The 25,557-nt window shown below is 66.3% G+C and carries 28 protein-coding genes and 1 tRNA gene; 4 read left to right on the top strand and 25 right to left on the bottom strand.

The features are described 5' to 3' along the window. Window position 1: 1 nt before the first annotated feature. From WDM91_02850 to WDM91_02840, 3 genes are all read right to left on the bottom strand, one after another. Window positions 2-991: an inorganic phosphate transporter gene (locus tag WDM91_02850; protein ID MEI9993508.1), complete on the bottom strand. Its 990-nt coding sequence runs from the start codon at window positions 989-991 to the stop codon at window positions 2-4. 5 nt (window positions 992-996) lie between these two features. After that, window positions 997-1,641 (bottom strand): DUF47 domain-containing protein, encoded by a 645-nt coding sequence (locus WDM91_02845; GenBank protein ID MEI9993507.1) that lies wholly within the window; start codon window positions 1,639-1,641, stop codon window positions 997-999. Between the two features lie 311 nt (window positions 1,642-1,952). Next, a complete protein-coding gene (locus tag WDM91_02840; GenBank protein MEI9993506.1) occupies window positions 1,953-2,567 on the bottom strand; it encodes a trimeric intracellular cation channel family protein in 615 nt (204 codons plus the stop codon). A gap of 95 nt (window positions 2,568-2,662) precedes the next feature. Here WDM91_02840 and WDM91_02835 point away from each other — a divergent pair, with 95 nt between their 5' ends. After that, window positions 2,663-3,196 carry an NAD(P)H-dependent oxidoreductase gene (locus WDM91_02835; protein MEI9993505.1) on the top strand — a complete coding sequence of 178 codons (534 nt, stop codon included), beginning with the start codon at window positions 2,663-2,665 and terminating at the stop codon, window positions 3,194-3,196. A 581-nt stretch (window positions 3,197-3,777) separates the two neighbouring features. On the opposite strand, the gene WDM91_02830 is transcribed toward WDM91_02835, so the two are convergent. The 9 genes from WDM91_02830 to WDM91_02790 all read right to left on the bottom strand — a co-directional run bounded on the left by WDM91_02830 (window position 3,778) and on the right by WDM91_02790 (window position 12,992). Further along, window positions 3,778-3,945: a hypothetical protein gene (locus WDM91_02830; protein MEI9993504.1), complete on the bottom strand. Its 168-nt coding sequence runs from the start codon at window positions 3,943-3,945 to the stop codon at window positions 3,778-3,780. Window positions 3,946-4,420: 475 nt separating this feature from the next. Beyond that, window positions 4,421-6,253, bottom strand: a complete 1,833-nt coding sequence (locus tag WDM91_02825) for a M2 family metallopeptidase (GenBank protein MEI9993503.1) — start codon at window positions 6,251-6,253, stop codon at window positions 4,421-4,423. A 53-nt stretch (window positions 6,254-6,306) separates the two neighbouring features. Further along, window positions 6,307-6,735: a hypothetical protein gene (locus WDM91_02820; protein ID MEI9993502.1), complete on the bottom strand. Its 429-nt coding sequence runs from the start codon at window positions 6,733-6,735 to the stop codon at window positions 6,307-6,309. A gap of 149 nt (window positions 6,736-6,884) precedes the next feature. Continuing rightward, window positions 6,885-9,563, bottom strand: coding sequence for a bifunctional acetate--CoA ligase family protein/GNAT family N-acetyltransferase (locus tag WDM91_02815; GenBank protein MEI9993501.1), 2,679 nt, complete (start codon window positions 9,561-9,563; stop codon window positions 6,885-6,887). 9 nt (window positions 9,564-9,572) lie between these two features. Then, window positions 9,573-10,172, bottom strand: coding sequence for an NAD(P)H-dependent oxidoreductase (locus WDM91_02810; protein MEI9993500.1), 600 nt, complete (start codon window positions 10,170-10,172; stop codon window positions 9,573-9,575). A 47-nt stretch (window positions 10,173-10,219) separates the two neighbouring features. Continuing rightward, a complete protein-coding gene (locus tag WDM91_02805) occupies window positions 10,220-10,429 on the bottom strand; it encodes a hypothetical protein (protein ID MEI9993499.1) in 210 nt (69 codons plus the stop codon). Window positions 10,430-10,454: 25 nt separating this feature from the next. Then, window positions 10,455-11,138, bottom strand: a complete 684-nt coding sequence (locus WDM91_02800; protein ID MEI9993498.1) for a helix-turn-helix domain-containing protein — start codon at window positions 11,136-11,138, stop codon at window positions 10,455-10,457. A gap of 131 nt (window positions 11,139-11,269) precedes the next feature. Then, window positions 11,270-11,875, bottom strand: coding sequence for a response regulator (locus tag WDM91_02795; protein MEI9993497.1), 606 nt, complete (start codon window positions 11,873-11,875; stop codon window positions 11,270-11,272). Then, window positions 11,856-12,992, bottom strand: coding sequence for a PAS domain S-box protein (locus WDM91_02790; protein MEI9993496.1), 1,137 nt, complete (start codon window positions 12,990-12,992; stop codon window positions 11,856-11,858). The genes WDM91_02795 and WDM91_02790 overlap by 20 nt, the downstream gene beginning before the upstream one ends. A 122-nt stretch (window positions 12,993-13,114) precedes the next feature. Between WDM91_02790 and WDM91_02785 the strand changes: the two genes are divergently transcribed. Beyond that, window positions 13,115-13,696 carry an NAD(P)H-dependent oxidoreductase gene (locus WDM91_02785; GenBank protein ID MEI9993495.1) on the top strand — a complete coding sequence of 194 codons (582 nt, stop codon included), beginning with the start codon at window positions 13,115-13,117 and terminating at the stop codon, window positions 13,694-13,696. 238 nt (window positions 13,697-13,934) lie between these two features. Here the strand turns inward: WDM91_02785 and WDM91_02780 are convergent, their stop codons facing one another. Further along, entirely contained in the window at window positions 13,935-14,153 is a 219-nt protein-coding gene (locus WDM91_02780) for a hypothetical protein (protein ID MEI9993494.1), read from the bottom strand. 161 nt (window positions 14,154-14,314) lie between these two features. On the opposite strand from WDM91_02780, the gene WDM91_02775 reads away from it, so the two are divergent. After that, window positions 14,315-15,175 carry a universal stress protein gene (locus WDM91_02775; GenBank protein ID MEI9993493.1) on the top strand — a complete coding sequence of 287 codons (861 nt, stop codon included), beginning with the start codon at window positions 14,315-14,317 and terminating at the stop codon, window positions 15,173-15,175. A gap of 224 nt (window positions 15,176-15,399) precedes the next feature. Here the strand turns inward: WDM91_02775 and WDM91_02770 are convergent, their stop codons facing one another. From WDM91_02770 to WDM91_02725, 10 genes are all read right to left on the bottom strand, one after another. Further along, on the bottom strand, window positions 15,400-16,254 hold the full coding sequence (locus tag WDM91_02770) for a helix-turn-helix transcriptional regulator (protein MEI9993492.1): 855 nt from the start codon (window positions 16,252-16,254) through the stop codon (window positions 15,400-15,402). Next, window positions 16,227-16,304 (bottom strand) — tRNA-Pro (locus WDM91_02765). Before WDM91_02765 ends, WDM91_02770 begins: the two co-directional genes overlap by 28 nt. 98 nt (window positions 16,305-16,402) lie before the next feature. Continuing rightward, a complete protein-coding gene (locus WDM91_02760; protein ID MEI9993491.1) occupies window positions 16,403-17,440 on the bottom strand; it encodes an alcohol dehydrogenase family protein in 1,038 nt (345 codons plus the stop codon). Window positions 17,441-17,456: 16 nt separating this feature from the next. After that, the gene (locus WDM91_02755) at window positions 17,457-17,975 is read right to left on the bottom strand and encodes a MerR family transcriptional regulator (GenBank protein ID MEI9993490.1); all 519 of its coding nucleotides are present in this window, start codon (window positions 17,973-17,975) and stop codon (window positions 17,457-17,459) included. 3 nt (window positions 17,976-17,978) lie between these two features. Continuing rightward, window positions 17,979-18,296: an integration host factor subunit alpha gene (locus WDM91_02750; protein ID MEI9993489.1), complete on the bottom strand. Its 318-nt coding sequence runs from the start codon at window positions 18,294-18,296 to the stop codon at window positions 17,979-17,981. An 89-nt stretch (window positions 18,297-18,385) separates the two neighbouring features. Continuing rightward, the gene (locus WDM91_02745; GenBank protein MEI9993488.1) at window positions 18,386-19,357 is read right to left on the bottom strand and encodes a beta-ketoacyl-ACP synthase III; all 972 of its coding nucleotides are present in this window, start codon (window positions 19,355-19,357) and stop codon (window positions 18,386-18,388) included. Beyond that, entirely contained in the window at window positions 19,354-20,397 is a 1,044-nt protein-coding gene (plsX, locus tag WDM91_02740) for a phosphate acyltransferase PlsX (GenBank protein ID MEI9993487.1), read from the bottom strand. The genes WDM91_02745 and plsX overlap by 4 nt, the downstream gene beginning before the upstream one ends. A gap of 31 nt (window positions 20,398-20,428) precedes the next feature. Beyond that, window positions 20,429-20,608 (bottom strand): 50S ribosomal protein L32, encoded by a 180-nt coding sequence (rpmF, locus tag WDM91_02735; protein ID MEI9993486.1) that lies wholly within the window; start codon window positions 20,606-20,608, stop codon window positions 20,429-20,431. Between the two features lie 152 nt (window positions 20,609-20,760). Continuing rightward, window positions 20,761-21,300 carry a DUF177 domain-containing protein gene (locus WDM91_02730; protein ID MEI9993485.1) on the bottom strand — a complete coding sequence of 180 codons (540 nt, stop codon included), beginning with the start codon at window positions 21,298-21,300 and terminating at the stop codon, window positions 20,761-20,763. Then, window positions 21,297-21,824, bottom strand: a complete 528-nt coding sequence (locus WDM91_02725) for a ubiquinol-cytochrome C chaperone family protein (GenBank protein ID MEI9993484.1) — start codon at window positions 21,822-21,824, stop codon at window positions 21,297-21,299. The genes WDM91_02730 and WDM91_02725 overlap by 4 nt, the downstream gene beginning before the upstream one ends. A 95-nt stretch (window positions 21,825-21,919) precedes the next feature. On the opposite strand from WDM91_02725, the gene bamE reads away from it, so the two are divergent. After that, the gene (gene bamE / locus WDM91_02720; GenBank protein MEI9993483.1) at window positions 21,920-22,417 is read left to right on the top strand and encodes an outer membrane protein assembly factor BamE; all 498 of its coding nucleotides are present in this window, start codon (window positions 21,920-21,922) and stop codon (window positions 22,415-22,417) included. Between the two features lie 74 nt (window positions 22,418-22,491). Here the strand turns inward: bamE and WDM91_02715 are convergent, their stop codons facing one another. Next, window positions 22,492-24,666, bottom strand: coding sequence for a sodium-translocating pyrophosphatase (locus WDM91_02715; GenBank protein MEI9993482.1), 2,175 nt, complete (start codon window positions 24,664-24,666; stop codon window positions 22,492-22,494). Between the two features lie 173 nt (window positions 24,667-24,839). Then, window positions 24,840-25,346 carry a hypothetical protein gene (locus WDM91_02710; protein ID MEI9993481.1) on the bottom strand — a complete coding sequence of 169 codons (507 nt, stop codon included), beginning with the start codon at window positions 25,344-25,346 and terminating at the stop codon, window positions 24,840-24,842. Window positions 25,347-25,557 lie beyond the last annotated feature (211 nt).

The following is a 25,557-nucleotide window of genomic DNA, read 5'->3' as shown; positions in this document are numbered from 1 at the left end:
CTCACGTCATGGCCCCGAACAGCCAATAGAACGCGGCGCCGATCGCGCCCGCCGCAGGCATGGTAACCACCCAGGCGATAAGAATGTCTTTCGCCACGTTCCAGCGCACCGCCGAGGTCCGGCGCGCCGCCCCCACGCCGACGATCGCACCCGTGATCGTGTGGGTGGTCGAGACCGGGATGCCGAGGCCTGTCGCCAAGAACAAGGTGATCGATCCTGCCGTTTCCGCGCAGACGCCCTGGAACGGCGTCAATCGCGTGATTCGCGAACCCATTGTACGCACGATGCGCCAGCCGCCGAACAGAGTCCCCAGCGCCATCGCGGCCTGGCAGCTCAGCACGACCCAGAAGGGCACGTGGAATTCGCCCTTGATGGCGCCATGTGCCATCAGCAGCGCGGCGATGATGCCCATCGTCTTCTGCGCGTCGTTGCCGCCATGGCCCAGCGAATAGAGCGACGCGGAAACGAACTGCACCTTGCGGAACAGCCCGTCGACCCGCGCCGGCGTCGATCGCACGAACGCCCAGGACAGGATCAGGACCAGCAGCAGCGCCAGCACGAAGCCGAGCGCCGGCGACAGGAAGATCGCGCCGATGGTCTTGCCGAGCCCGCTCCACACCACCGCATGCCAGCCGACATGGGCGACGCCGGCGCCGACCAGCCCGCCGACCAGGGCATGTGAGCTCGACGACGGGATGCCGGCGAGCCAGGTGACGACGTTCCACACGATGGCGCCCATCAGGGCACCGAAGATCACCTGGTCGGTGATGACCTCGGGCGCCACGATGCCGGTGCCGATCGTCTTGGCGACGTGCAGCCCGAACACCAGGAAGGCGATGAAATTGAAGAACGCCGCCCAGAACACCGCATAGCGCGGCGACAGCACCCGGGTCGACACGATGGTGGCGATGGAGTTCGCCGCGTCGTGAAGCCCGTTCAGGAAGTCGAAGGTCAGCGCGACGACGATGAGGAAGATGAGCAGCGGTTCCACGGCGCCTAGGCCTGCTCGATGACGATGCCGCCGATGCGGTTGGCGACGTCCTCGAAGCGGTCCATGACCTTTTCCAGATGGTCGTAGATTTCGATGCCGACGATGTACTCCATCGCGTTGCCGCCGCGATGCTTGAGGTAAAGCACCTTGATTCCCAGGTCGTGCAGTCCGTCCGCGTGATCCTCCAGCCGGATGATCTCTTCGGTCAGGGCGTTGAGCCTGGTCGCCTGCTCGCGCACCGAGCCCATCAACGCCACCGCCTCGCCGGTCAGTCTCGCGGTCTGGACGATGACATCGCCCATCTGCGCCATCTCCGGCTCGAAATCGCGCACCTCGAACAGCAGGATCGCCTTGGCGGTCTTCTGCATCTGGTCGATGGCGTCGTCGAGCGAGTTGATCAGCTCCTTGATGTCGCTGCGGTCGAACGGCGTGATGAAGGAGCGCCGCGTCAGCAGCAGCACGTCGCGCGCGATGCCGTCGGCCTGGTCCTCGAATTCCATCACCCGGCGGCAGGCGTCCGGCACGCCCTCCCCGCCCTGCAGCACGGCACGCAGTGCCAGCGCGCCGTCGCCCAGAGTCGCCGCATGGCGGTTGAACAGCCCGAAGAACCGTTCCTCCCTGGGCATGAGCGCCTGAAACCAGCGGAGCATCACAAATCCTTCACAGAATCGTCACACGATTCATGCGCCGAGGTCCCGCCTGCGTCCAGCGGTGCCGGCGCGGCTTCGGGTTGGTTCGGAATAGGCGTCGCGCCAACGCCGTCGTTGCGCCCCGGTCAGCCGGACATCCACCCCGAGAGCAATTTGCGTTCTGGCTGAATCACCACCGGTCATCCCGGCCGGGCGGTGCGGAAGCATCCGCAGCGCCGGGACCCGTCGCGCAATGTCTCAATGGTTCCCCGCTCTCGCTCCGCCCGGCCGGGATGACAACTTTGATTGGGCAAATTCGAGTGCGAATTCCGCTACGACTTCTCGAACCCCGGCAGCGTCCAGCCGCGCGCGATGGCGCCGGCCCGCAGCCCGAATCCGGCGGCGAAGGCCGCGACCGCCGCGATGCGGGCATCCATCCCGAACGCATTCGCGGCCACATATACCGCCGCGGCCAGCACGGCTGCGGTGATGTAGATTTCTCGCCTTAGCAGCACCGAAGGCTGGCCCGCGAAGAGGTCGCGCAGGATTCCGCCGAACGTCGCGGTCAGCGCCCCCATCGCCACGGCGACCGGCGGCGGAACGCCGGCGCCAAGCGCCTTGGCGGCCCCCAGCACCGCATAGGCGGCGAGGCCCACGGCATCGAGCCAGACCAGGGCGCTGCTGCGCCAGGGCCGCTCGCCCGCCAGCCACACCGCCGCGGCGGCGCCGAGGCATACGTAGATATACCCGCTCGCATGCACCCAGAAGACCGGCTGGCCGATCAGCAGGTCGCGCAGCGTGCCGCCGCCGACGCCGGTGAGGATCGCGAAGGCCGCGAAGGTGATCGCATCATGGCGGTTGCGTGCCGCCGCCAGCGCGCCGGTGACGGCGAAGACGGCGACGCCGACATAGTCGAGCGTCACCAGCGGTATCGGCAGGGCGATCATCGCCTTGGCCTAACACGGGACGCCGCGTTGCGAAATCTCAAGGCGGCGGCCGGCGCGATGGCGCATTGTCCGGCGCAAGTCCAAGGCAGAACGCCATGAACCGCAGCGTGCTGGTCGTCAACGGCCACCCCGATCCCCGTCCCGAGCGTTTCTGCGCCGCCTTGTGCGACGCTTATGAACGCGGCGCCCGTGCGGCCGGCAATGCGACGAGGCGGCTGGATGTCGGCGCCCTGCAGCTCTCGGCCCTCGTCCTGGCCGAGGCGCCCGGCAGCGAACCCCTCGACGCGATGGAACTGGCCTTCCGCCTGGTGCGCGCCGCCGACCAGCTCGCGATCTTCTATCCGCTCTGGGCCGGCGCGCCGCCGCCCGAACTGCACCAGCTCTTCGACATGGTCGCGCGCCTGAATGCGCATCTGCATCCCGAGCCCGCCGGCGACAAGACGGCGAATGTCGTCGTCACCTCGGGCCTGCCGGCCCTCTTCTATCGCGGCCGGCCGGACACGCGGCCCGCCCTGCGCGGCGTCGCCGCCGGCGAGCCGCTCCTCATCGGCAGCGTCGATACGATCTCGCCGCGATTGCGCACGCGCTGGCTGGAACAGATGCAAGGTCGCGGCGAGAAGTTGTCCTAGAGCGGCTGCCATTCAAATGGATTCGCCAGCCCCATCCTTCGACAAGCTCAGGATGTGAGGATTGCGCGGGCGCCTCATCCCGAGCCCGTCGAGGGATGCGCAGGCCCGCGCTTCGACGTGGAAGCAATTCGCTCCGGACAAGCCGCCGAATGAGTCCGAATTTTCCCCGCGGGGATAACTCGCGTCTTTAGACGTTTCGAATCCACGCGCCATCGCGGATTCCATTCGCGAATTCGCCCCAACATTAAATTTGCTATCCCCGCTGATATTCCGTCTGCGGACGACCTACCTTTCCCGCGACGAAGCCTTCGAGGATACGATGATCTAACCGCGTGAAGCATGGGCACATACAGGTCGGGGATGCGCGCTCGTGCTCATCCGCGTGACCGTCTCTGCGGTTCCCGCCTCGTCTCGAGGGTCTGGCAGCGCGGAGACGGCCGCAAGGGACCGTGGCGGTTGAAGCGAAGGTGCTTGTCGGCCCGCCGGATGCGGCGCGCCGCTGGCCTGCCGCGTAGCGACAAGACCAGGCGGGTCATCGCCGGGCGGACGGCAAACGCCGCCGCGCGCGAGACCCGCTTTTTTTACAGGGCGCCGATCCAGCCCAGCAGCGCGAGCACGCCGTCGACCGACCAGGCCAGCACGATCAGGCTCGCCAGCACGATATGCGGGACATAGATCGGATGCAGCCGGAACGGCAGGGAAATCGTGGACTGACGACTGAGGACGTCAATCCTGGCTGACGGCTTCATACTGCTCTCCCGGCAAGACGATCCGCAGGCCGCTGGGATGCGGCATGTGCCATCGCGTAAGCCCGGAGCAATTGAGGCGTTCGGCCTGCCGGCGCGTGCCGCACCGCCAGACACCGAAACAGGCGATATGGTTCGTTCCCATTTCGCAGCGCCGCCAGACGGCGCGTGGCGCCGTCAAGCTGCCGCGGCGCGCACGCGGCGCGCCGCCGTCCTTTGCCTTCGCCGCCGTGTCCGTCCCGCGCGACGCCGCCGCGGCGCGCCGACAGCGCGGCGCGGGAGATGTCGGGTGCTGGAGATCACGCATTCTGCGGGTCCTTCGCGATTCGCGGGAGTCTTCTGATTCCCGCGAATCACATGAAAGCATCCACAGATTCGCACCGCATTGCCGATTGTCAAAATGGGACAGGAGAAATCGGTCCCAGAATCTCTACCTGTGTGTTCGCGCTGCACCTCCGGGCCGGTGTGCCCGTCCCGCTCAGGACCGCGTGCAGACCCGGCCGGCATTCTCCTGGTCGAGCCATTTCGACAAGGGCGCGAAGTAGTCCGCGATCGCGGAGGCGTCGATGTCGTGCTCGCCGCCGAACGCCGACAGCGCGTCCGGCCAGGGCTTGGACTGGCCCAGCTTCAGCATCGCCGCGAACTTGGCCCCTACATCCTTGCGCCCATAGATGCTGCAGCGGTTGAGCGGCCCCTTCCAATGCGCCAGGCGGCAGGCCGCGCGATAGAACTGGAACTCGTAGATGTCCGCGAGGAAATAGCGGGCATAGGGCGTGTTGTCGGCGATGTGGAATTTTGCCCCCGGATCGAACGCGTTCGCCGGCCGCGGCCCCGGCGGCATGAGGTACTGGTACTTGTCCACCAGCGCCCACCACGCATCGTTGTAATGCTCGGGCGTGATTCGGCCGGAGAACACCCCCCAGCGCCATTTGTCGACGATGATCGCGAAGGCGAGGATCGGAATCTTGTCCAGCGCCATGCGCAGCAGGTAGGGGATGTCGGCCTGCGGCCCCGGCACCTTGTCGATCAGGCCCACCGTCTTGAGGTAATCCGGCGTCAGCGCGTTCAGGCCGGCGAAATCGCCGATCGCCTCGTGGAATCCATCATTGGCGCCGTTCTGGAACAGGAAGGGCTGGGTGTCGTAGGCGCGCTGGTACATGTTGTGGCCCAGCTCGTGATGCGCGGTATAGAAATCGTCCGCCGTCACGGTGAAGCACGCCTTCACCCGCAGATCGTCCTTCGCATCGATATCCCAGGCGCTCGCATGGCACACGACCTCGCGATCGCGCGGCCGCGTGATCATCGAGCGCACCCAGAAGGTCGGCGGTTCCGGCGGCAGCCCGATCGACTGGTACCAATTGTCGGCGGTATGGACGATCTTCGCGGCGTCATAGCCGCGATCGACGAGCTGCTTCGTCAGGTCGTAGCCGAGGCCGGGCCCGCCGGCCGGCGCGACGACGTCATAGATGTTGCCCCAATCCTGGCTCCACATATTGCCGGTGAGGTCGGCGCGGATGGGACCGGTCTTGGGCTGCACCGCGTCCCCGTATTTCCGGTTCAGCCTGGCCCGGACATAGCAGTGGAGCTTGTTGTAGAGCGGCTGCACCTGATCCCACAGCGCATCGGTCTTGGCCGCGAATTTGTCGGGCGGCATATCGTACCAGGAGCGCCAGAGCGCACCGGTGTCGGGATAGCCGAGCTCGCGCGAACCTTCATTGGCCAGCGCGACCAGCCGGGTGTAGTCGGCCTTCATCTGCGGCGAGGACACCGCGCGCCAGCCTTCGTACAGCGTCTTGGTCTCGTTCGGATCGCGCGAGGTGCGGAGGATGTCCTCCATGTCGTCGAGCGTCAGGGTCTTGCCCTGGTAGACGAACTTTGCGGTCGAATAATCGCTGTCGAGCCGGGCGGCGATGTCGGCGAGCTCCTGCGACGCGCCGGGCCGGGACGACGCGGGCAGCACCAGCGCCTGCTCGAGCAGGTAGAGCTTGCGGCGCGTGACGCCGTCGACCGCGACGTGATCGAAGCGCGCCGCCGCCTTGGCATAGCGCACCTGCATGTCGGTGTTCTCGGCGTTGGCCTTGGCGACCAGCCAATTGGTGTCGTCCGTGATGTCGGTCGCCTGCACCCATGCCGCGCGGCTCTGGTATTCGGCCTCCTTCGCCAGATCGGCTTCGGCCTTGGCGACGAATGCCACGGCTTCGGCCGCTGTCGGCTGGACGGTGTCGGCGTAAGACGTCTTCGCCACGCCGATCGCGACGGCGGCCGCCAGCACCGCGGCGAGCGCGGTGGCGGACAGGAATCTCGCCTTCATGGGCATCCCCTATGAGTTCAGGAGCCCAGTATGGCGGCGGGCGCGCCGAATCTCTAGCGCGCCCGTCCCACGTCGTCGCGGACCATGATCGTCGACGCCGTCACGCCGGCCGGCTGGCCGTTGTGCGGCACGGCGCGGATGACGCTGCCCACGATGGCATCGCGCTGATGCACGCCATGCGGCCAGGCCGGAACGGCATAGCCCAAATAGTCGTAGATCCATCCCGCCGTCGGCGTGTTGGCGCGGCCCTTGCCTTCCATGGTGACGGTGACCGGCGACGTGTTCGGCTTGACCAGTCCCATGAGGTCCATGAGATAGCCGCCGCCCATGTCGAACGTGCCATGGATCGCGCCGCCATAGCCGACGGTCAGGGTCATGATCCCTTCGCCGAAGATCAGCGCCAGTGCCTTGTTGGCATCGCCGCCGACCAGGGCCGGATCGTTGTTGTAGCTGCGATAAGTCCATTTCCCGGTGATGTTCATATCTCGTCTCCCGTCTTGCAAGTTGAGGGATACGCATCACGGACTGCGCAAGAATGACTACGCAAAAAGAATTAAGCCGGCAGCCCAAACAATACTTTCTCTATACTACATATACTTGGGTTGTATTTCTACCCGATGGCGCAAATTCTTCAGCCGGCCACCGCTGGCGCCTTGCGCCGCAGGATGGCACGCGCCATCGCGGCGTCGTGCGGCGAGGCACCGATCGTACAGCCCAGGTCCCGGCAAAGGGCAAGCATGGGCGTGTTCTCGACCAGCATATCGCCCCAAAGCTCGGCGATCCCGCGCGCATCGGCATAGGCGACGATGCTCTGCATCAGCAGCGTCCCCAGACGGTGGTTCTTCAGGTCGCTGCGAACCAGAACCGCGAACTCCGCGCTCCGGTTGTCGGGATCGGCGGCAAGACGCCCGACGCCGGCGATCTCCCCGTCGCCATCGGCCAGGACGAAGGCCATCTCGCGATCGTAGTCGATCTGCGTCAGGCGCGCGAGCAGCGGGCCGGAGAGCGTGTGCATCGGGGTGAAGAACCGCATATGGACATCCTCCGGCGTCAGCCGGCTGAACAGCCGCTCGAAGGCCGGCGCATCTTCCGGCCGCACCGGACGCAGCAGGTACTCCCCCATGCCGGCGACGCTCTCGCGCCGGACCAGGTCCTCCGGATAGGGCCGGATCGCCAGCCGGTCGCGCGCCGCACCCTCGATAGGCTGGATCTTCACCCGCGCATCGAGCGCGATCACGCCCTGCTCGTCGGCGAGAAGCGGATTGATGTCGAGCTCCGCGATCTCGGGGAAGTCGCTTGCGAGCTGCGAAAGACGCACAAGCGTCAGGGCAATGGCATCAAGCTGTGCGGCGGGCCGGTCGCGATAGCCGCGCAGCAACTTATAGACCCTCGTGCGCGCGATCATGTCGTGTGCGAGTTTCATGTTGAGCGGCGGCAAACCCAGCGCTTTGTCGTCGATCACCTCGACGGCGGTGCCGCCCTGACCGAAGAGGAGGAACGGTCCGAAGGTGCGATCGACGGCCATGCCGGCGATGAGCTCGTGCGCCAGCGGCCTGTGGATCATCTCCTGCACGAGGAATCCGTCGAGGCGGGCCGCCGGCAGGAGCTTGGCGATACGGGCCTGCATGCCCGCCGCCGCGGCGCGTACGGCATCGGCGCCGGTCAGGTTCAGGACGACGCCGCCGACATCGGACTTGTGCGTGATGTCGGGCGACAGGATTTTCAGCGCGACCGGCGCCCCGATCCCGCCCGCCGCCGCGCCGGCTTCTTCCGCGGTCGCGGTCCGGAAGGTGCGGACGAACGGCACCCGATAGCACTCGAGAAGGCGCTGCGCCGCCAGACTGTCCAGCCAACCCGGTTGCGCTTGCGCAACGATCTGCCGCGCCGCGATCCGGTCCGGCGCTTCGCCGTCCGGGATCGACGGCGGTACCTCCATCAGCATGTTCTGGCCCTGGCGATAGCGGACGAGATGCATGAAGCCGCGCGTCGCCTTCTCCGGCGTATCGTAGCTCGGCAGTTTTGCCGCGGCGAATTTTGCACGCGCCGCTTCCGCCGAGCGTGCGCCCAGCCAATTGGTCAGGATGGGCGTCTTTGTGGCGGCAGCCGCCGCGACGACCGCATCCGCCGCTTCCACACCGGCGCCGACGGCGGTCGGGCAGTTCAGGACCAATATGGCGTCCTGCTCGGCCGTCCCGGCCAGAACCGCCAGCGCGTCGGCATAGCGCTTCGCGCTGGCATCGCCGATGATGTCCACGGGATTGCCGTGCGACCAGGACGCCGGGAGCACCTTGTCGAGTTCGGCGATGGTGGCGGCCGATAGCGTTGCCAGCGTGCCGCCCTGCCCGATCAATGCGTCCGTCGCGAGCACGCCGACCCCGCCGCCATTGGTCAAGATGGTCAGGCGACCGCCGTCCACGCGCGGCCGGATCGCCAGCGTCTCCACCGCATCGAATACCTCATCGAGATCATAGGCGCGGACGATGCCGGCGCGCGCGAACGCGGCATCGTAGACCGCATCGATCCCGGCCAGTGCGCCGGTGTGCGAGGACGCCGCCTTCGCTGCCGCCGGCTGACGCCCCGCCTTGATCGCAATCACCGGCTTCAGGCGCGCGGCGGCGCGCGCCGCCGACATGAACTTGCGCGCCTGCGTCACCGCTTCGACATAGAGCAGGATCGCAGAGGTCGAATCGTCGGTCGCCAGATAATCCAGCATATCCCCGAAATCGACATCGCTCATGTCGCCCAGAGAAACGAGATGCGAGAAGCCGATACCGCGGCCGTTGGCCCAGTCGAGCACGGTCGTCACCATCGCGCCCGATTGCGCCACGAACGCAACTTGGCCAGGCAGCGGCGCGGCCTGCGCGAAAGAGGCGTTGAGTCGCCTCGGCGTCGACAGGACGCCGAGGCAATTGGGTCCGACGATGCGCATGAGATAGGGCTTGGCCGCATCGAGCATTGCCTGCTGCAGGGCATGTCCGTGCGCTTCGGCGGCCTCGCCGAAACCGGCGGAGATCACGATGGCGGCCTTGGTCCCGCGCGCACCCAATTCGGCGATCAGGCCGGGTACCGTTTCAGCCGGCGTGCAGATGATCGCGAGTTCGGGCGCCAGCGGCAGGGCGGCCACATCCGGATAGGCCAATGCCCCGGCCACCGCCCGGTGCTTGGGATTGACCGGCAGGACCGGTCCGTCGAAACCCGCCGCCCGCAAATTGTCCGCGATGACGGCACCGACGGAATGCGGCCGCGTGCTGGCACCGATCAACGCGATGCTCGCCGGCCGAAAAATCGAACCGAGATTGCGGACGCTCATGGCGGATGCTCAGCTCTTGGCGCGGCCGAAATGTTTTTTGACGTTTTCGCGCACCGTCTCGGCGTCGGTCTCCACCGAGTCGGCGCGAATACCCGGTACGATACCGCCGAAATGTATATGATCCACGACCTCAAGCCCGCAGACCGCGGCGAAATGACTGTCGAACAGCAATCGCATCGCCTGCCAGGCGCCGCTCTGGATCACCCACTCCGTCGGCGCCCCCGACGCGGTGAAGCTCACGAGCTTGCGGCCCTTCAGCAAGGGTGCATTGCCTGCCCCTTCGCGGCGGTAGGCGAAGCCGAGACCGAAAACGCGTTCGAGATAGCCTTTGAGGATCGCCGGCGGGGCGTTCAGCCATATGGGATAAAACAGCGCGAACACGTCGACGTCGCGAAGCATCTCCCGCTCGGCGACGACGTCTTGGCGGGGCGCGGCATCTTCCGACCACGGCCATTCGCTTTCGGCGAGGCAGGGATCGAACCGCATGCGGTACAGATCGCGGATGACGGCCCCATGTCCTTGTCCCTGGACGGCTTCGCTATAGGCCGAAGCAAGGGTGCCGGTGAAGCTCGCGCCCTTCGGATGCGCGACGATGATGGCATGCTTCATAGGCCCTCGCTATGTGCCGGACGGGCCGATGCGACCCGCTGCGGCCGTCACTTGCGATCCATTTCCTGCAAGCCTCTCGGACTGCGATAGTCCGGGGCGATCACCTCAAATCCCTGCCGTCGCAGGCGTTCGGCGATGTTGAGGTAGGTCTGGCGGATCTTGAGCAACTCCATCCGCACCAGGGCGTCCTTCGCCTGCGAGGCGAGTTCGACGCATTCCTGCGCACGCGTTTCGTAGCCTTGAACGGTATACGGCATGGCGTCCTCCTCGACCCGTGAACCGCTATTCGCCCGGTTGCGCCGCTCTCTTGAGTGCCGCGGCATTGCGGATGGTGATCGTGTGACGATTGGGAATGCCGATGATCCCGGCCAGCTTCAGCCGGGTGAGCATCCGGCAAACCGTCTCGATCGTGAGTCCGAGATAGTCGGCGATATCGCGGCGGGACATCGGAATGTCGAGGGCGGCATGGTCCGACCGCTTGCCGCGCGCGAGCATCTGCACCAGAAAGGAGGCGACCCGCTCCTGCGCGCTCTGCCGTCCAAGGATGACGAGATGGTTTTGCGCCGCCCATAGATCGTGGCGAAGCGTCGAAAAGAGCTCCGCGCGCACTTCGCGGTTCTCGTCGCCGAGGCGCTCCAGCCGCCCGCGTGCGTAGCAGATCAAGCTGACGTCGTTGATCGCTTCGGCGGTCATGGCGTGCTCGTCGAGCCAGTTGAGGCCGATGAAGTCCCCCGGCAGCGCGAATTCGGCGACCTGGCGGCGACCGTCGGACATCATCTTCGAAAGCCGGACCGCGCCGCTCGCGACCTTGTAGGAATAATCGGCGTCGTCGCCCTCGTTGAAGATCGTCGTGTTGCGGGCGAAATGGGCGACGGTGCCCATGGAGGCGAGCGAAGAGCGCGGCTCCAGGCGGCCCACGACGATCGGATTGTATCCGGATACTTGCTGGGTCTGCAGGGCCGTCATCGCTATGTCCTCGGTGTTCGATGGAGCGACACTGACAAAAGGCGGCGGCACGACATATTGGGTGCTTCTCGTACGCGCGAGCGGCGGTTTCGCCTGCTCCCTACGGACGGACTACGTACGTAGTTCGCGCGCTAGCCGGGCTTCTGCCGCAGCCCGTATTTGATGAGATCGGCCAGGTTTCTCGCCCCGAGCTTGTCCATCACGCGGCCGCGATGCACTTCCACCGTGCGCGTCGAAATGCCGAGCTTGTAGGCGATGACCTTGTTCTGGTGTCCCTCGACCAGCAGGTCGAAGACGTCCTTTTCGCGGTCGGTCAGCGCTTTGCGCGGCGGCGCCGGCGGATCTGGCTGCGGCGCCGCGTTGCGTGACAAGGCGCTTTCGATCGCACCGGTAAGGATCGCTTTTTCAAAGGGCTTTTCAAGGAAATCGACCGCGCCCTCCTTCATCGCCTGCACCGCCATGGGGACGTCGCCATGGCCTGTCATGATGATCACCGGCAGGCCCGGCATGGTCCGGTTTATCTCGCGCTGCAGGGCCAGCCCGTCCATCTCTGGCATCCTTATGTCTGCCAGCACGCAGAGATTGCCGGCCTTGAGACCGGTCTCGAGAAACGCCCGGGCGGAGCCGAAAGACAGGATGCGATATCCCGAACGACGCAGGAGGATTTCCAGCGAGTCGCGCACATCGGCATCGTCGTCGACGATACAGACCGTCTTTTCACGCGCCATGATCGTCATCCGCCGCCACCGGAAGCGTGAAGCGGAAAACCGCGCCGCCGTCCGGATTGTCTTCCAGCCATAGCCGTCCGCCATGCGATTCGACAATTCCCCGGCAGATGCTGAGGCCCATGCCCATGCCGTTGTCCTTGGTGGTCACGAAGGGGTGGAAGAGTTTTGCCGCCAGTTCGCCGGAAATCCCCGGCCCGCTATCGGCCACCGCGACCTCGACGCGATCCGGCATCGGATGTCCGATCGTGACGGTCAATTCGCGGCGCGGCGCCAGGTCCATCGCTTCCGCGGCGTTCTTTATGAGGTTGATCAGGACTTGCTGGATTTGCACGCGATCGATCAGGACCGGCGGCAGGTCGTTCTCGAGCCGAACGCGCAGGGTTATCCCGCGCTCGGCGGGATGGATCTGACCAAGCCGGATCGCCTCGTCGACCGTCCTGGCGATGTCTTCCGGCGCCCGGTTCGGGCCGCGCTTTTCCGTGAAGGCACGCAGCCGGCGAATGATGTTGCCGGCGCGCGACGCCTGCTCCGCCACTTTTCCCAGCACCGAAGCCAGGTCCGCGTCGCCCGCTTCGGCGGCCATGTCGATGCAGGCATTGGTATAGTTCAGGATCGCCGTCAGGGGCTGGTTGAGTTCATGCGCCAGGCCGGCAGCGACCTGCCCCATGTCGATCAGGCGGCCGACATGCTGCATCTCCATCTGCAATTGCAGTATCTGCCGCTCGCGTGCCTGACGCTCCGATATGTCGGCGATGATGCCCAGGAAGATCCGTTCGCCACGCACGATGCCTTCGCCGACCGAGAGGTTCATCGGAAAGGTCGAGCCGTCCTTGCGGCGACCCGAGACCTCGCGGCCGATACCGATGATGTGCTTTTCTCCCGTCCCGACATAGTGCGACAGATAGCCGTCATGCTCGTCGTGATAAGGAGACGGCATGAGCATCTTGACGTTGCGCCCGATCACCTCGGCGGCCTCATAGCCGAAAAGCCGCTCGCAGGCCTTGTTGTAGATGCGGACAATGCCTTTCTCGTCGATTACCATGATCCCGTCGACCGCGGTCGCGATCAGCGCGTCGAACAGGGAATCGTCGGGTCGCTCGCCTTGTCCGCGGCGTTCGACCGCCATCGCCGTGTCTCCCGATTAGCCGGATCGCGAACCCGATCCGCTCGTCCTGCGCCGCCGGCCTGACATCGATCAAACCAGCGGCGACCTCGCCATGGCCTATAACAGAAAAGGGAAAGAGCGAGATGGTCAAACGCATTCTGGTCATCAACGGGCATCCGGACATTCGCCCGGAACGGTTTTGTGCGGCGCTCTCGGATGCCTATGCCGAAGCTGCGGCCGGCGCCGGACATGAGATCCGGCGGATCGCCGTTGGCAACCTGTCGTTCCGGTGGCTGAGCCGTTTCGAGGATTTCCGGGCGCAACCGGACGACGCCGGCATTCGCGACGCGCAACGCCAAATCGCCTGGGCCGAACATCTCGTCTTCGTTCACCCGCTGTGGCTCGGCACCATGCCGGCCATGCTGAAAGGCTTCCTCGAGCGCGTCGCCTGCGGGGGCTTCGGCTTCGACAGCGGCACGGCAGGCGATCCGAAGCGCGGCCTGAAGGGCAAATCGGCCCGGCTGATCGTTACCATGGGGATGCCGGCCCTCGCCTTCCGCCTCCTCTTTGGCGGGTTCGGCGTGCGCAGCTTCGAACGCGGCATCCTGCGCCTGGCCGGCGTGAAACCGGTGCGCAAAACCTATATTGGCGGCGTCGAGCTGTCCGAACGGCATCGCGAACGATCTGTTTCCAAAGTCCGGCGGCTGGCCGCGGCCGGGCTCTGATCGACGCCGATTGATCCGGATCAATACGTCCCGCCGGCCCGGCCCCAGACTTGCCCATCTTTGAAAGGAGCGGAGCATGCCACTGGCCGACCAGCTTTTCCTCGGACTTGTCGTGAGTGCGTTCGGGATTCTCGCGGCGGCGATCGCCTATGCATCGGCCGTCGCCGGCAGCGACTCGAAATAGCGCAGCAACGAAGGCGGTCAGCGCTGCGGACGCAGCGCTGACGCCGGCTGCCTTCTAGGGGCGCATGAACATGAAATCGGCGGAAGGATCGCAATTCTCCGCGACGAACAGGAGCTCGGCGCGGACGTCCGCCGCCGGCCGGCGCGCCAGATAGTCCGCGACAACGCAATCCAGCATGTATCGCGCCGTGCTGTCGGCATCGTAACCGGCGGCCTGTGCCTCTTTCAGAGCCTCTTCGAAATGCCGTTTCGCTATCGCTGCCGCGCTCGTCATGCGTGAACCCCATGTTTACACACAGGACCCTGCACGCCGCGCGGCGGGCTATCCTTGCGCTGGATCAATCCGCAACCGGCTTGCGGTGGCTGACCCAGATCAAGGCGTGGCGTCCTGCGTCTGCGATTGTCGGGTCGTGTGATCGTCAAAGGAAGAATGCGATGAAGAACATCCTCGTGCCGCTGCTCGGCTTGGGCGGAGACCGCCTGCCCCTCGATCTCGCACATCGCATTGCCGCCGTTTTCGGCGGCCATATCGATGGCCTTCATGTCCGCCGCAACCTGACCGAAGAGATCGCCGAACTCACGATGGGCGAAGGCGTCCTCACCCAGCCGGTATGCGATACGCTAGAGGGCGAAATTCGCGGTCGCGCCGCCGCCGCGAAGACCGCGCTGGACGCACTCTGCAGCGAGAACGGGATTTCCGCTAAGGCGCCTTCGGGCTCCTCCCCGGGCGTGGGTGCCAGTTGGGTCGACCGGATCGGCCGCAACAAGGACGAAATCATCATCGCCGGACGGCGTCACGACCTGATTGTCGTTGGACGGGACGCCGAGCCTTTCGGCATTTCGACGGCCGATCTGGCTGGGATCATCGTCGGTTGCGGACGTCCCGTGCTGCTCGCGCCGGGGAAGCTGCCGCCGGCCACCGGCCGCACGATCGCGATCGCCTGGAAGAGCACCGCGGAAGCGGCACGCGCCGTCACCGCCGCGATGCCGCTGATCGCGCGCGCCGAGCGGATCGTCGTGCTGGCCGCCATCGAAGCCGGATTGGAGGACGCCGAGGCGGAAGCCGCCCTGCTGGCGGAACAGTTGCGCCGGCTTCCGGCCGAGGTGAGTGTGCGCTGCGTGAACCCTCGCCCCGGGAAGGTCGGCGAAGCCCTCGTGGACGGCGCCGGAGCGGCCGGCGCGGATCTGCTTGTCCTGGGCGGTTACGGCCACAGCCGGGCGCGCGAATTCATCCTCGGCGGTGCAACGCGCGACTTGCTGGAGGAGAGTTCACTCCCGCTGCTGATGATGCATTAGAGCAAAGCGCGTTCGAGTTGAATCGCATCTTTCTACGCTGTCATTCCCGCCAAAGCGGGAATCCAGAGTCTCCACGCTGGCTGGATGCCCGCCTTCGCGGGCCTGACAACCGAATTGGTGCGTGAACTCGAAAACAACCGACTCGAGGTCCGGACGGAGGGATGCATCGGCGGCCCGGATTGCGCCGACGGACGGGCCGGCGCCCGTTCGCTTCTCGACAGATCTCAACGGGCTCCGTCCGCCGGTACCGGCGTGTAGATCACAAGCTTCAGGCCCGGATCGTCGTTGGCCTGGAAGCTCGCGTGATCGAAGGCGATCACCCCCTTTGCCGGGTGGTGCAACGTCTTGCGGCCGGAGACAGGGCGTCGGACGTCGTGACGCTCCCACCAGGCTTCGAACTCAGGACAGCCGTCGCGCAAGCGCCGCAGCAGCGTTACGAATGCCGGGTCGTCGGCCCAGAGATCGTGAGTGGCGCGAAATTGGGCGACCATCCGCTGTCCCTCGTCGGCCCAGCCCAAGCCGAACAGCGCGCGGCTGCGCGGATTGGTCAGCACTGCGACGAGGATGTTGCGGTCGTCCGGCACAAGCTGGTCGAAGCCGAAGATGTCGTTGGCCGCTGCATTCCAAGCTACGAGGTCCCGGCGCCGGCCGGTGACGTAGGCCGGCAGGGTCAGGCTCTCCAGCAGGTGAAGCAGGCCGGGCGGCGCAACTTCGGGTTCGAACGGCCTGTGGCCACCGCCGCCTGCCAGCGCGCGCAGATGCAGATGCTCCAGCTCCGTGAGTCGCAGCGCGCGGGCCAGCGCATCGACGGTGCCGGCCGACGGCGTCACCTTCCGGCCCTGTTCGAGACGGATGTACCAGTCGACGCCGATGCCGGCGAGCTCGGCCACCTCCTCGCGGCGCAGACCTGGCGTGCGCCGATGCCGGCGGCGCGGAAGGCCGACGCACTCCGGCGTCAGGCGGCCGCGCCGGGCGCGGATGCAGCCGCCGACAGCCCGCCTTCGCGAAAGCTTCGGCGAGCGACCATCCTCCGCTGCCAAGCAGCGTAGGATGGTCGGAGCGGCGGGATTTGAACCCACGACCCCTTGTCCCCCAGACAAGTGCGCTAACCAGGCTGCGCCACGCTCCGTATCCAAAAAGTTCGCCATTTTGGGGGCCGGCGCGGGGCCGGGTCGGCGAAGGGCGCGGACTATAGTCAGCCGGACGCCAAACGCAAATTGGCCCGCACTATCCGGTCATCACCATTTTCAAGGCGCCCGCGAGGCGCGCATCGAACAGGCGATAGGCTTCCGCGCCTTCGGCCAGCGGCATCGTATGGCTGATGAATTTCTCCGGGTGCAGCCGGCCCTGGCGGATCAATGGGATCAGCGCCGGCCAGTGCTCGGGAACCGAGCAGGTCCCGATCCGGAAGGTCAGGCCCTTGAAAAACGCGAGCGCCATCGGGAAATCGAACTTGCGCGTCTGGTTCACGCCGATCACCGACACGGTGCCGGAGCGGCCGACCAGGTTCATCGCGATGTTGATCGTCGCATCGGCACCGACGCACTCGACGGCACAATCGGCCATGCGGCCCTTCGTGGCCTCCAGGATCGCCGCGGGCGCGGTATCGGGATGAAGCGCCGTGGCGCCCAGCGCAGCCGCGCGCTCCCGCCGCTCGGCAACGAGGTCGACGGCGAAGACCTGCGAGGCGCCCATCACGAAGGCGCTCTCGACCGCCATCAGGCCGATGGGGCCGAGGCCCACCACCACGACCGTCTTGCCCGGCGCGATCTCGGCGTTGCGACAGCCGAACCACGCGGTGGGCAGGTTGTCGGTGAGCATCAGGGCCTGGTCGGCAGTGAGCCCTTCGGGAATCGTCCAGGCATTGAAGTCGGCCGCCGGAACGCGGATCGCCTCGGCCTGGCAACCCTGCAATCGGGCGCTCAGACCATAGCATTGCAGCGCATTGTTGAGACAGCGGTTGAGGTCGCCGGCGAGGCAATGGACGCAGGCGCCGCAGCCGACGGCCGCCGAGATCATGACCTTGTCGCCGGGCTTCAGCCGCTTGACGCCGCGCCCGACCTCGACGACCTCGCCCACCGCCTCGTGCCCGACACAGAAACCGAGATCGGGGCTGAAGCCCTGGCCGTGATAGATATGCAGGTCGCTGCCGCAGATGCCGCAGCGCTCCATCTTCACGATGGCGTCCCGTTCCTCTTCGATCCGGGGATCGTCGAGGCTGCCATAACGGATGTCGCGCGGACCCTGATACAGGAGCGCCTTCATGGTCGGCTTGCCTCGCTCAGCGCCCGGAGAACGCGGCGCGCAGGCGCGCCTTCATCTGCTGTAGCTCGGCCAGCAGGATCTCCAGCCGAACGCGCTCTTCCTCGGCAAGCTGCACCGCGGTGACGTCGGACAATTCTGTTGCGGACGCAAGCTCCGGCTCGGGCAACCGCTCCCAGGCGATCACATTCGAATGCGGAGCCGGTGCGGCCTCGACCGCGCGGATCGGCGGGGCCGCCGCCGCGTCGCCGCGGCCAAGCGCGCAGACGTAACGCTGTCCCTTGTCCTTCAGGATTTTCTGCGCGCCTTTGATGGTGAAACCTTCGCGATAGAGCAGCGCGCGGATGCCGCGCAGCAGGTCGACGTCCTCGGGCCGGTAGTAGCGCCGTCCGCCGGCGCGCTTCACCGGCTTGATCTGTGCGAAGCGTCCTTCCCAGAAGCGCAACACATGCTGCGGCACGTCGAGATCGGCCGCGACCTCGCTGATGGTGCGGAACGCTTCCGGTGACTTGGTGCGAAGCGCGGCAGAGGCCAGCACGCGTCAGTCCTTCTTGTCGGGGTCGGGAGTCTGCCCGTTGATCACCGCCTTCAATACATGACTCGGGCGGAACACCAGCACGCGGCGCGGCGCGATCGGCACTTCGTCGCCGGTCTTCGGATTGCGCCCCATGCGCTGACTCTTCTGCCGAACCGCAAACGTTCCGAATGAAGAAAGCTTGACGGTCTCGCCGCGTGTTAGCGCCGAACACACTTCCTCCAAAAGGTCCTCGACCATCTGGGCGGATTCGTTGCGCGACAGGCCGACGGCCTGGAAGACGGCCTCGGTCAGGTCGGCGCGGGTCAAGGTATCGGTGGACATGCCGGCGACTCCCTATGCCTAACGGAAGGTAGGCGCGGGGGGATTATCCGTCAACGTCAAAGGGATAGGCGATTCCGCTGAAGCGGAACCTACCAGCGCAACAGGCTGGCGCCCCAGGTGAAGCCGCCGCCCATGGCCTCGAGCAGGACCAGCTGGCCCTTCTTGATCCGGCCATCCGCCACCGCGGTGCACAGCGCCAAGGGCACCGAGGCGGCCGAGGTGTTGCCGTGCTGGGCGACGGTCGTGACCACCTTGGCCGGATCGATCCCGAGCTTGCGCGCGGTGCCGTCGAGGATGCGCTGGTTGGCCTGGTGGGGAATGAACCAGTCGATGTCCGACAGTTTGAGGCCCGCCTCCTCGACCGATGCCACGATCGCCGCCGAGATGTTCGTCACGGCATGGCGGAAGACTTCCTTGCCCTGCATCCGCAGGTGACCCGTCGTCTGGGTCGAAGACGGTCCGCCGTCCACATAAAGAAGATCGTGCAAGCGGCCGTCGGAAAACAGTTTTGTGTTGAGGACGCCGCGGTCCGAATTGTCCCCCGTGCCTTCGGCGGCCTGCAGCACCACGGCGCCGGCGCCGTCGCCGAACAGAACGCAGGTCGTGCGGTCGGTCCAGTCCATCAGCCGGCTCATGGTCTCGGCCCCGACCAGCAGGATGGTCCTGGCCATTCCGGTCTTGATCAGGCTGTCGGCGACGCCCATGCCGTAGACGAAGCCGGAGCATACGGCCTGCACGTCGAAGGCGGCGCCGTGGTTCATGTTGAGCCGCGCCTGCAGCGTCGTCGCGGTCGCCGGGAAGGTCTCATCCGGCGTGGTCGTGGCGCAGATGATCATGTCCAGCTCGTTGGCGTCCATCCCGGCCATGGTGAGCGCGTTGCGGCAGGCCTGGAGCGCGATGTCGGAGGTCTTCTCGCCCTCGGCCGCGACATGGCGCTGGCGGATGCCGGTGCGCTCGCGGATCCACTCGTCGGAGGTATCCACGCGCTTTGCGAGTTCGGCGTTGGTGAGGACGGTGGCCGGCAGGAACGCGCCGCAACCGGCAATCTGGGAACGGATCACGAGGCGGCGGCCTCCGGTGTGAGCGTGTGAACCCCTGCCCGGTCGGCGACGATGCGGGCGATCACGCCCGCATTCGCCATGTCGATCGCCATGTCGAGCGCGGACGCGAAGCCCAGCGCGTCGGCCCCTCCATGGCTTTTGACGACGACCCCGTCGAGTCCCAGGAAGATGCCGCCATTCGAGGCGCGCGGATCGAGCTTGCGGCGCAGCGCCCCGAGGGCGCCGCTGGCGATCAGCGCGCCCAGGCGGCCCAGGAAGGAATGGCGCAGGGCCGTGCGCAGATAGTGGGTGACGAGCTTGGCCGTGCCCTCGGCGGTCTTGAGCGCGATGTTGCCGGTGAAGCCGTCGGTCACGACGACATCGACCGTGCCCTCGGAGATGTCGTCGCCCTCGACGAAGCCGGCGAATTCCATCGGCAGGTTGGAGCTGCTGCGCAGGATATGCGCCGCGCCCTTCACCGCATCATTGCCCTTCACGTCCTCGGATCCGACATTGAGGATGCCGACGGTCGGCCGCTCGAGCCCGAGGATGGCGCGCGCGAAGGCCTCGCCCATGATCGCGAAGTCGACGAGCTGTTCGTCGCTGACGCTGACATTGGCACCCACGTCGAGCACGACGCTCTGGCCGCGCTTGGTCGGCCACAGCGCCGCGATGGCGGGGCGCGAGATGCCTTCGAGCGTGCCGAGCTGGAACATCGACATCGCCATCAGGGCGCCGGTATTGCCCGCCGAGACCGCGACTTCCGCTTCCTTCGCCTTGACCGATTCGATGGCGCGCCACATCGAGCTGTTGCGGCCGCGGCGGAGCGCCAGGCTTGGCTTCTCCTCCATGCGCACGCGGTCGGGCGCGTGCCGCAGTGTGATGCGCTCCAGCAGCTTGGCGCGTTTGTCGAAGAGCGGCTTCAGCTCGGCTTCGTCGCCGTGCAGGATGAAACGGACCGCGGGATGCCGCACCACCGAACGCGCCAGAGCGGCCACGACGACGCCGGGGCCGGCATCACCCCCCATGGCGTCGATCGAGACGGTCAGTTCGCGGGCCAAGCGTGCCTCGCTATGCCTGCCGGGCGCCTGCTCAGGCCTTGGTCTTGGCGACTTCGCGGCCGTCATAGTGGCCGCAGGCGCCGCAGACATGATGCGGACGCTTCTGCTCGCCGCAGTTCGGGCACTCGTTGTGCGCAGGCGTCGCCAGCGCGTGATGCGACCGGCGCATGTTGCGCCGCGAGGGCGAGGTCTTTCGTTTCGGCACCGCCATGGCGGAATAACTCCTTCAAACGTCCCCGCACGGAATCTCCGGGCCTTGCGCACAGTCTGCGCGGTCCTGTCGACGGGCGGGCAAAACAAGGGGCCGGAAGTAACAGGAACCCCACCCCGTTTCAAGCCGGATTCGCCCCCGATTCCGGAACCTTAGCTGCGCGCCTTCAGCGCCTTGAGCACCGCAAAGGGGCTTTCCGGCTTGGCATCCGGCTCGGCCGGTGCGGCAAATTCCACACCGGGCGCACGGGGAAAAGGGTCTATCGCCAGGACCAGCTCCTCCAGCAGAGGCGCCGCCAGATCATAGGTCAGGTCCTCGATCTCCTCCGGCACATCATCGTCACCCGCGGCCGCGGTCAATGGAATGCTCTCGCCCGGCTTGGTCCGGATCCGGTGCGCCAAGTGGAGTTCGCGATGCACGTCGATCTCAAGGTGGCTGCGGACGGGCTCCAGCGTCACGACGCAGTCCTGCACGATGTCGGCGACGAGCGCAGCATGCACCGAGAACCGGTCCGCCGAGTGCTTCCGCAGTGAAACCGTCGCGCCGAAGGCCTCGACGGCCCGGACATCGGCCCAGGCCGCGATACGGGCGCGCTGGTCGCCATCGGCTTCGATGCGCAATTCGGCGCCGGCGCGGCCCAGGCTGCCGAGTTCGTAGAGATATTCGAAAGGCGGCATATCGGGTGTTGTCATGCGTGGAATGTCGTGGGTACGGCGCCAAAATCAAGCACACCTTGCGAGGGATCGCCTTCCGCGAGCCTGGCACTTGCCGCGAGGACATATCGCGCCATCGCGCCGGCCGCCGCCTCATGCCCCGCTTCACCGCGATAGACATTCCGCAAAAGCGCCTCACGCAAGGCCGCTTCGTCTTCGGCCGCGGTCTCGTAAGCCTGGAGCCGGCCGTTGAAGGCGTTGCCGAGCTTCTTCATGCGCGGGCCCATGCCCATGTCGCCATTGCCCAGGTCGCGCAGCGCTTCGTCGAAGGCGATGAAGATCGCATCGGACAAGGCCTGCGCCAAATCGCCCTGCCCCGCCGCGCGCAGCCGCGACAGGACCAGCCAGGCATGCAGCGCCACCATGTCGAAGCGGCCGTCGATCGTGTCGGCGACGCCATAGGCGCGGAAGAAGGCCGGCTGCCGCGCCTGGGCGCTCAGCGCTTCATAAAGTGTCCGAACCAGCCGGGCTTTCGGCGATGTCCGGCGCAGGATGTTCAGCATGTCGGGAACTCCTGGGGGTGGCGGTCTTGCCAGCGCGCCCGCCGGAGGCTAGCACACCGGTAAGGGCGGATTTATCCGGTTTAAGGGTGCTGTGCATGCGAAAAACGCTTCTGGTCCTGGCCGCCATGGCTGTGCTTGGCGGTTGCACGCCGGTGGTGAACCAGCGCGGCTATCTGCCCGATCCCGACGCGGAGAAGAAGGTCACGGTCGGCAAGGACACCAAGACCTCGATCCAGCAGGATCTGGGCTTCCCTTCCACCTATGCCACGTTCTCCCAGGCCGGCGACGCTTGGTACTACATCACCGCGGTCGAGAAACAGGTCGCCTTTTTCAACGCGTCCGTTCGCTCGCGCTCCATCCTTGCGGTCTATTTCGACAAGGACGGCAAGGTCACGGACATGAAGCACTACTCGCTCCACGACGGCCATATCGTCGCCTTCGAAAGCCGTGAAACGCCGGCCAAGGGCCGCGAGCTGACCTTCCTGCAGCAGCTCTTCAACGCGACGCCGGGCGTGCCGCTCGGCGGCAGCCAGAACAACCCCAACCCCGGCGGCGGCAATGGCGGCCCGCCCGGAGGCCGCGGCGGCCCGTAGGCCGGCAGCATTCCGAACAACGAAAAACGCGCGGGACTTTCGTCCCGCGCGTTTTGCTTTGGGCGATCTGCGGATCAGATGCCGTGCGCGAGCACGGCGAGCAGCAGGAGCGCCACGATGTTGGTGATCTTGATCATCGGATTGACCGCCGGCCCCGCCGTGTCCTTGTAAGGATCGCCGACCGTGTCGCCCGTAACGGCGGCCTTGTGGGCGTCGGAGCCCTTGCCGCCGAAATGGCCGTCCTCGATGTACTTCTTGGCGTTGTCCCAGGCGCCGCCGCCCGAGGTCATCGAGATGGCGACGAACAGGCCGGTCACGATGACGCCCATCAGCATGGCACCCAGGGCGTCGAACGCCTCGGTCTTGTCGGCGATCAGATCGACGATCGCGAACAGCACCACCGGCGAGAGCACCGGCAGAATCGAGGGTACGATCATCTCGCGGATCGCTGCCTTGGTCAGCAGGTCCACCGCGCGGGCATAGTCGGGCTTTTGCGTGCCCGCCATGATGCCCGGCATTTCGCGGAACTGCCGGCGGACTTCCTCGACCACCGCGCTGGCCGCCCGGCCGACCGCGGTCATCGCGATGCCGCCGAACAGGTAGGGCAGCAGGCCGCCGATGAAGAGGCCGACCACGACCCACGGATCGTCCAACCCGAAGGTCGGAACCGCGACCCCCGAGAAGAACGAATCGCCCGAGGCATTGGCGATGAAGTGCTTGAGGTCCTCGGTGTAGGCCGCGAACAGCACCAGCGCGCCAAGGCCGGCCGAACCGATGGCATAGCCCTTGGTGACGGCCTTGGTCGTGTTGCCGACCGCGTCCAGCGCGTCCGTCGTCTTGCGGACGTCGCCTTCCAGGCCGGCCATTTCGGCAATGCCGCCGGCATTGTCGGTGACCGGGCCGAAGGCATCGAGCGCCACGACCATGCCCGCGAGGGAGAGCATCGTGCTGACCGCGATGGCGATGCCGAACAGGCCCGCCAGCTCGTAAGCCGCGATGATGCCGACGCAGATCGCGATCGCGGGAAGCGCCGTGGACTCCATCGAGATCGCGAGGCCCTGGATCACGTTGGTGCCGTGGCCGGTCACGGAGGATTCCGCGATCACCTTCACCGGGCGGTAGTTCGTTCCGGTGTAGTACTCGGTGATCACGATCAGCGCGCCGGTCACGGCCAGGCCGACGATGCCGCACACGAACAGGTTGTTGCCCGTGAAGCTGGCGCCGCTGGAGGTGGTCATGACGGTGTCCATGTCGCCGAGCAGCCACATCATCAGCGGATAGAGCCCGATCAGCGACAGAACGCCCGTCGCGATCACGCCCTTGTAGAGCGCGCCCATGATGTTCCCCGACGCGCCGAGGCGGACGAAGAAGGTGCCGATGATCGAGGTGACGATGCACATGCCCGCGATGGCGAGCGGCAGCAGCATCAGCGCATCGCGCGTCGCCGCCGTGCCGGCCGGGTCGGCGGTGCTCGGCGTGACCGCGAAGTAGATCGACGCCAGCACCATCGTGGCGACCGTGGTCACCGCGAAGGTCTCGAACAGATCGGCCGCCATGCCGGCGCAGTCGCCGACATTGTCGCCCACATTGTCGGCGATCGTCGCCGGGTTGCGCGGGTCGTCTTCGGGGATACCCGCCTCGACCTTGCCGACCATGTCGCCGCCGACATCCGCACCCTTGGTGAAGATGCCGCCGCCGAGACGGGCGAAGATCGAGATCAGCGAGGCGCCGAAGCCGAGGCCGACCAGCGACTCGACGATCGTGCGGCTCTGGACCGCGTCGTTCAGGTCGAGGCCGAGCACGTTGCGCAGGATGGCGTAATAGCCGGCGACGCCGATCAGGCCGAGGCCGACGACCAGCATGCCGGTGACCGCGCCCGAACGGAACGCGACCGAGAGGCCTTCCGCCAGGCCATGGCGCGAGGCTTCCGCGGTCCGTACGTTGGCGCGCACCGAGACGTTCATGCCGACATAGCCGGCGGTGCCCGAGAGCACGGCGCCGATCAGGTAGCCGACGCCGACCTGCCAGCCCAGAACGACCGTGGCGAGAAGGAAGATGACGACGCCGACGATGGCGATCGTGGTGTATTGGCGGTTCAGGTAGGCGGCCGCGCCTTCCTGGATGGCTTGCGCGATTTCCTGCATCCGCGCATTGCCGGCGCTCATGGCGAGGACGGAACGAATGGTCCAGGCGCCATAAAGGAGCGCCAAGACACCCGCCACGAGGACGAGTAGGAGCTTGAGGTCCATGGTAGATCCCTAATTGTTTTGGTTTCACGGACGGCGCGAGTGAACCGCCCGTCCCCATGGCCGGCGGAAGGACCTACCGCTTCAAGGGCGGCGAACATATGCCAAAAGGCGCCCGGCGGCGCAACGGCACTTTTGATACAAAATGGCGCGGAATCGGCGAGTCTGCCGCGAACTTACGGCTTTGCCTTGCCGGGTGCAGGGCTTGCCGCGGCGGCAGGGGCCTCGGCCGCCGCCATCTGGTCGGCCCGCATGGGGGTCTCCGTGGGGTGGAGCGGAGAGAACTGGATCCCCAGATCCTTGTCGCCGTCCCCGAAGATGATCCGCTTGACGCCGGCCGCGCCCGCGATGCGCCGCGCATCCGCCAGGAGCCGGCCGGCCAGCAAGACACGGTCGACCGCCGTCGGATCGCTCGCCGGCGCGACCGGCGCGGCGTTCACGTCCCGTACAAAGGCATCCTGGATGAAGACGATCTTATCGCGGATCGTCAGCGCCGATGCCTGCGAGGAGGCGACCAGCTTCGACGATATGTAGGAATAGCCCAGCAGCTTCCCATCCTTGCTCATCGGCGCGATGAGGAACGGCATCTCGACATTGGTCCCCGGATCGCCCGCTTTTTCGGCAGCGAAGGACGGTGCGAACACGATCGCGAAAGCGGCAGGAAGGGCAAGAAGACGGCGCATCTTCCGATCGTCGCAAACCGAAATTAACGCGCGGTTTCAGTGCTTGAGAGACGCCGTCCTATCGGCGTCGAGATTTGTTCTTCCGTGACAAGACGATGCGGCTGTTCCGGCAAGCTGGGAAGATAGCGGAAAATATCGTTAAGGCACTGAAATGACAGCGTAAACTCTGCTCGTTCTGCTGTAGGAACGGACGTTCGGCAATCCTAAGGAG

Source organism: Rhizomicrobium sp., assembly GCA_037200385.1.
Taxonomy (GTDB): domain Bacteria; phylum Pseudomonadota; class Alphaproteobacteria; order Micropepsales; family Micropepsaceae; genus Rhizomicrobium.
This window is presented reverse-complemented; position numbering and strand designations above follow the sequence as displayed.

Excerpts from the sequence above, each read along its gene's own strand:
- WDM91_02815 (MEI9993501.1), bottom strand. The coding sequence starts at position 9,563 with ATGAGCGTCCGCAATCTCGGTTCGATTTTTCGGCCGGCGAGCATCGCG.
- WDM91_02845 (MEI9993507.1), bottom strand. The coding sequence starts at position 1,641 with ATGCTCCGCTGGTTTCAGGCGCTCATGCCCAGGGAGGAACGGTTCTTC.
- WDM91_02750 (MEI9993489.1), bottom strand. The coding sequence starts at position 18,296 with ATGTCCACCGATACCTTGACCCGCGCCGACCTGACCGAGGCCGTCTTC.
- WDM91_02785 (MEI9993495.1), top strand. The coding sequence starts at position 13,115 with ATGGTCAAACGCATTCTGGTCATCAACGGGCATCCGGACATTCGCCCG.
- WDM91_02830 (MEI9993504.1), bottom strand. The coding sequence starts at position 3,945 with ATGAAGCCGTCAGCCAGGATTGACGTCCTCAGTCGTCAGTCCACGATT.
- WDM91_02780 (MEI9993494.1), bottom strand. The coding sequence starts at position 14,153 with ATGACGAGCGCGGCAGCGATAGCGAAACGGCATTTCGAAGAGGCTCTG.
- WDM91_02760 (MEI9993491.1), bottom strand. The coding sequence starts at position 17,440 with ATGAAGGCGCTCCTGTATCAGGGTCCGCGCGACATCCGTTATGGCAGC.
- WDM91_02725 (MEI9993484.1), bottom strand. The coding sequence starts at position 21,824 with ATGCTGAACATCCTGCGCCGGACATCGCCGAAAGCCCGGCTGGTTCGG.
- rpmF (MEI9993486.1), bottom strand. The coding sequence starts at position 20,608 with ATGGCGGTGCCGAAACGAAAGACCTCGCCCTCGCGGCGCAACATGCGC.
- bamE (MEI9993483.1), top strand. The coding sequence starts at position 21,920 with ATGCGAAAAACGCTTCTGGTCCTGGCCGCCATGGCTGTGCTTGGCGGT.
- WDM91_02825 (MEI9993503.1), bottom strand. The coding sequence starts at position 6,253 with ATGAAGGCGAGATTCCTGTCCGCCACCGCGCTCGCCGCGGTGCTGGCG.
- WDM91_02775 (MEI9993493.1), top strand. The coding sequence starts at position 14,315 with ATGAAGAACATCCTCGTGCCGCTGCTCGGCTTGGGCGGAGACCGCCTG.
- WDM91_02790 (MEI9993496.1), bottom strand. The coding sequence starts at position 12,992 with ATGGCGGTCGAACGCCGCGGACAAGGCGAGCGACCCGACGATTCCCTG.
- WDM91_02840 (MEI9993506.1), bottom strand. The coding sequence starts at position 2,567 with ATGATCGCCCTGCCGATACCGCTGGTGACGCTCGACTATGTCGGCGTC.
- WDM91_02800 (MEI9993498.1), bottom strand. The coding sequence starts at position 11,138 with ATGACGGCCCTGCAGACCCAGCAAGTATCCGGATACAATCCGATCGTC.
- WDM91_02805 (MEI9993499.1), bottom strand. The coding sequence starts at position 10,429 with ATGCCGTATACCGTTCAAGGCTACGAAACGCGTGCGCAGGAATGCGTC.
- WDM91_02730 (MEI9993485.1), bottom strand. The coding sequence starts at position 21,300 with ATGACAACACCCGATATGCCGCCTTTCGAATATCTCTACGAACTCGGC.
- WDM91_02820 (MEI9993502.1), bottom strand. The coding sequence starts at position 6,735 with ATGAACATCACCGGGAAATGGACTTATCGCAGCTACAACAACGATCCG.
- WDM91_02715 (MEI9993482.1), bottom strand. The coding sequence starts at position 24,666 with ATGGACCTCAAGCTCCTACTCGTCCTCGTGGCGGGTGTCTTGGCGCTC.
- WDM91_02835 (MEI9993505.1), top strand. The coding sequence starts at position 2,663 with ATGAACCGCAGCGTGCTGGTCGTCAACGGCCACCCCGATCCCCGTCCC.
- WDM91_02710 (MEI9993481.1), bottom strand. The coding sequence starts at position 25,346 with ATGCGCCGTCTTCTTGCCCTTCCTGCCGCTTTCGCGATCGTGTTCGCA.
- WDM91_02795 (MEI9993497.1), bottom strand. The coding sequence starts at position 11,875 with ATGACGATCATGGCGCGTGAAAAGACGGTCTGTATCGTCGACGACGAT.
- WDM91_02810 (MEI9993500.1), bottom strand. The coding sequence starts at position 10,172 with ATGAAGCATGCCATCATCGTCGCGCATCCGAAGGGCGCGAGCTTCACC.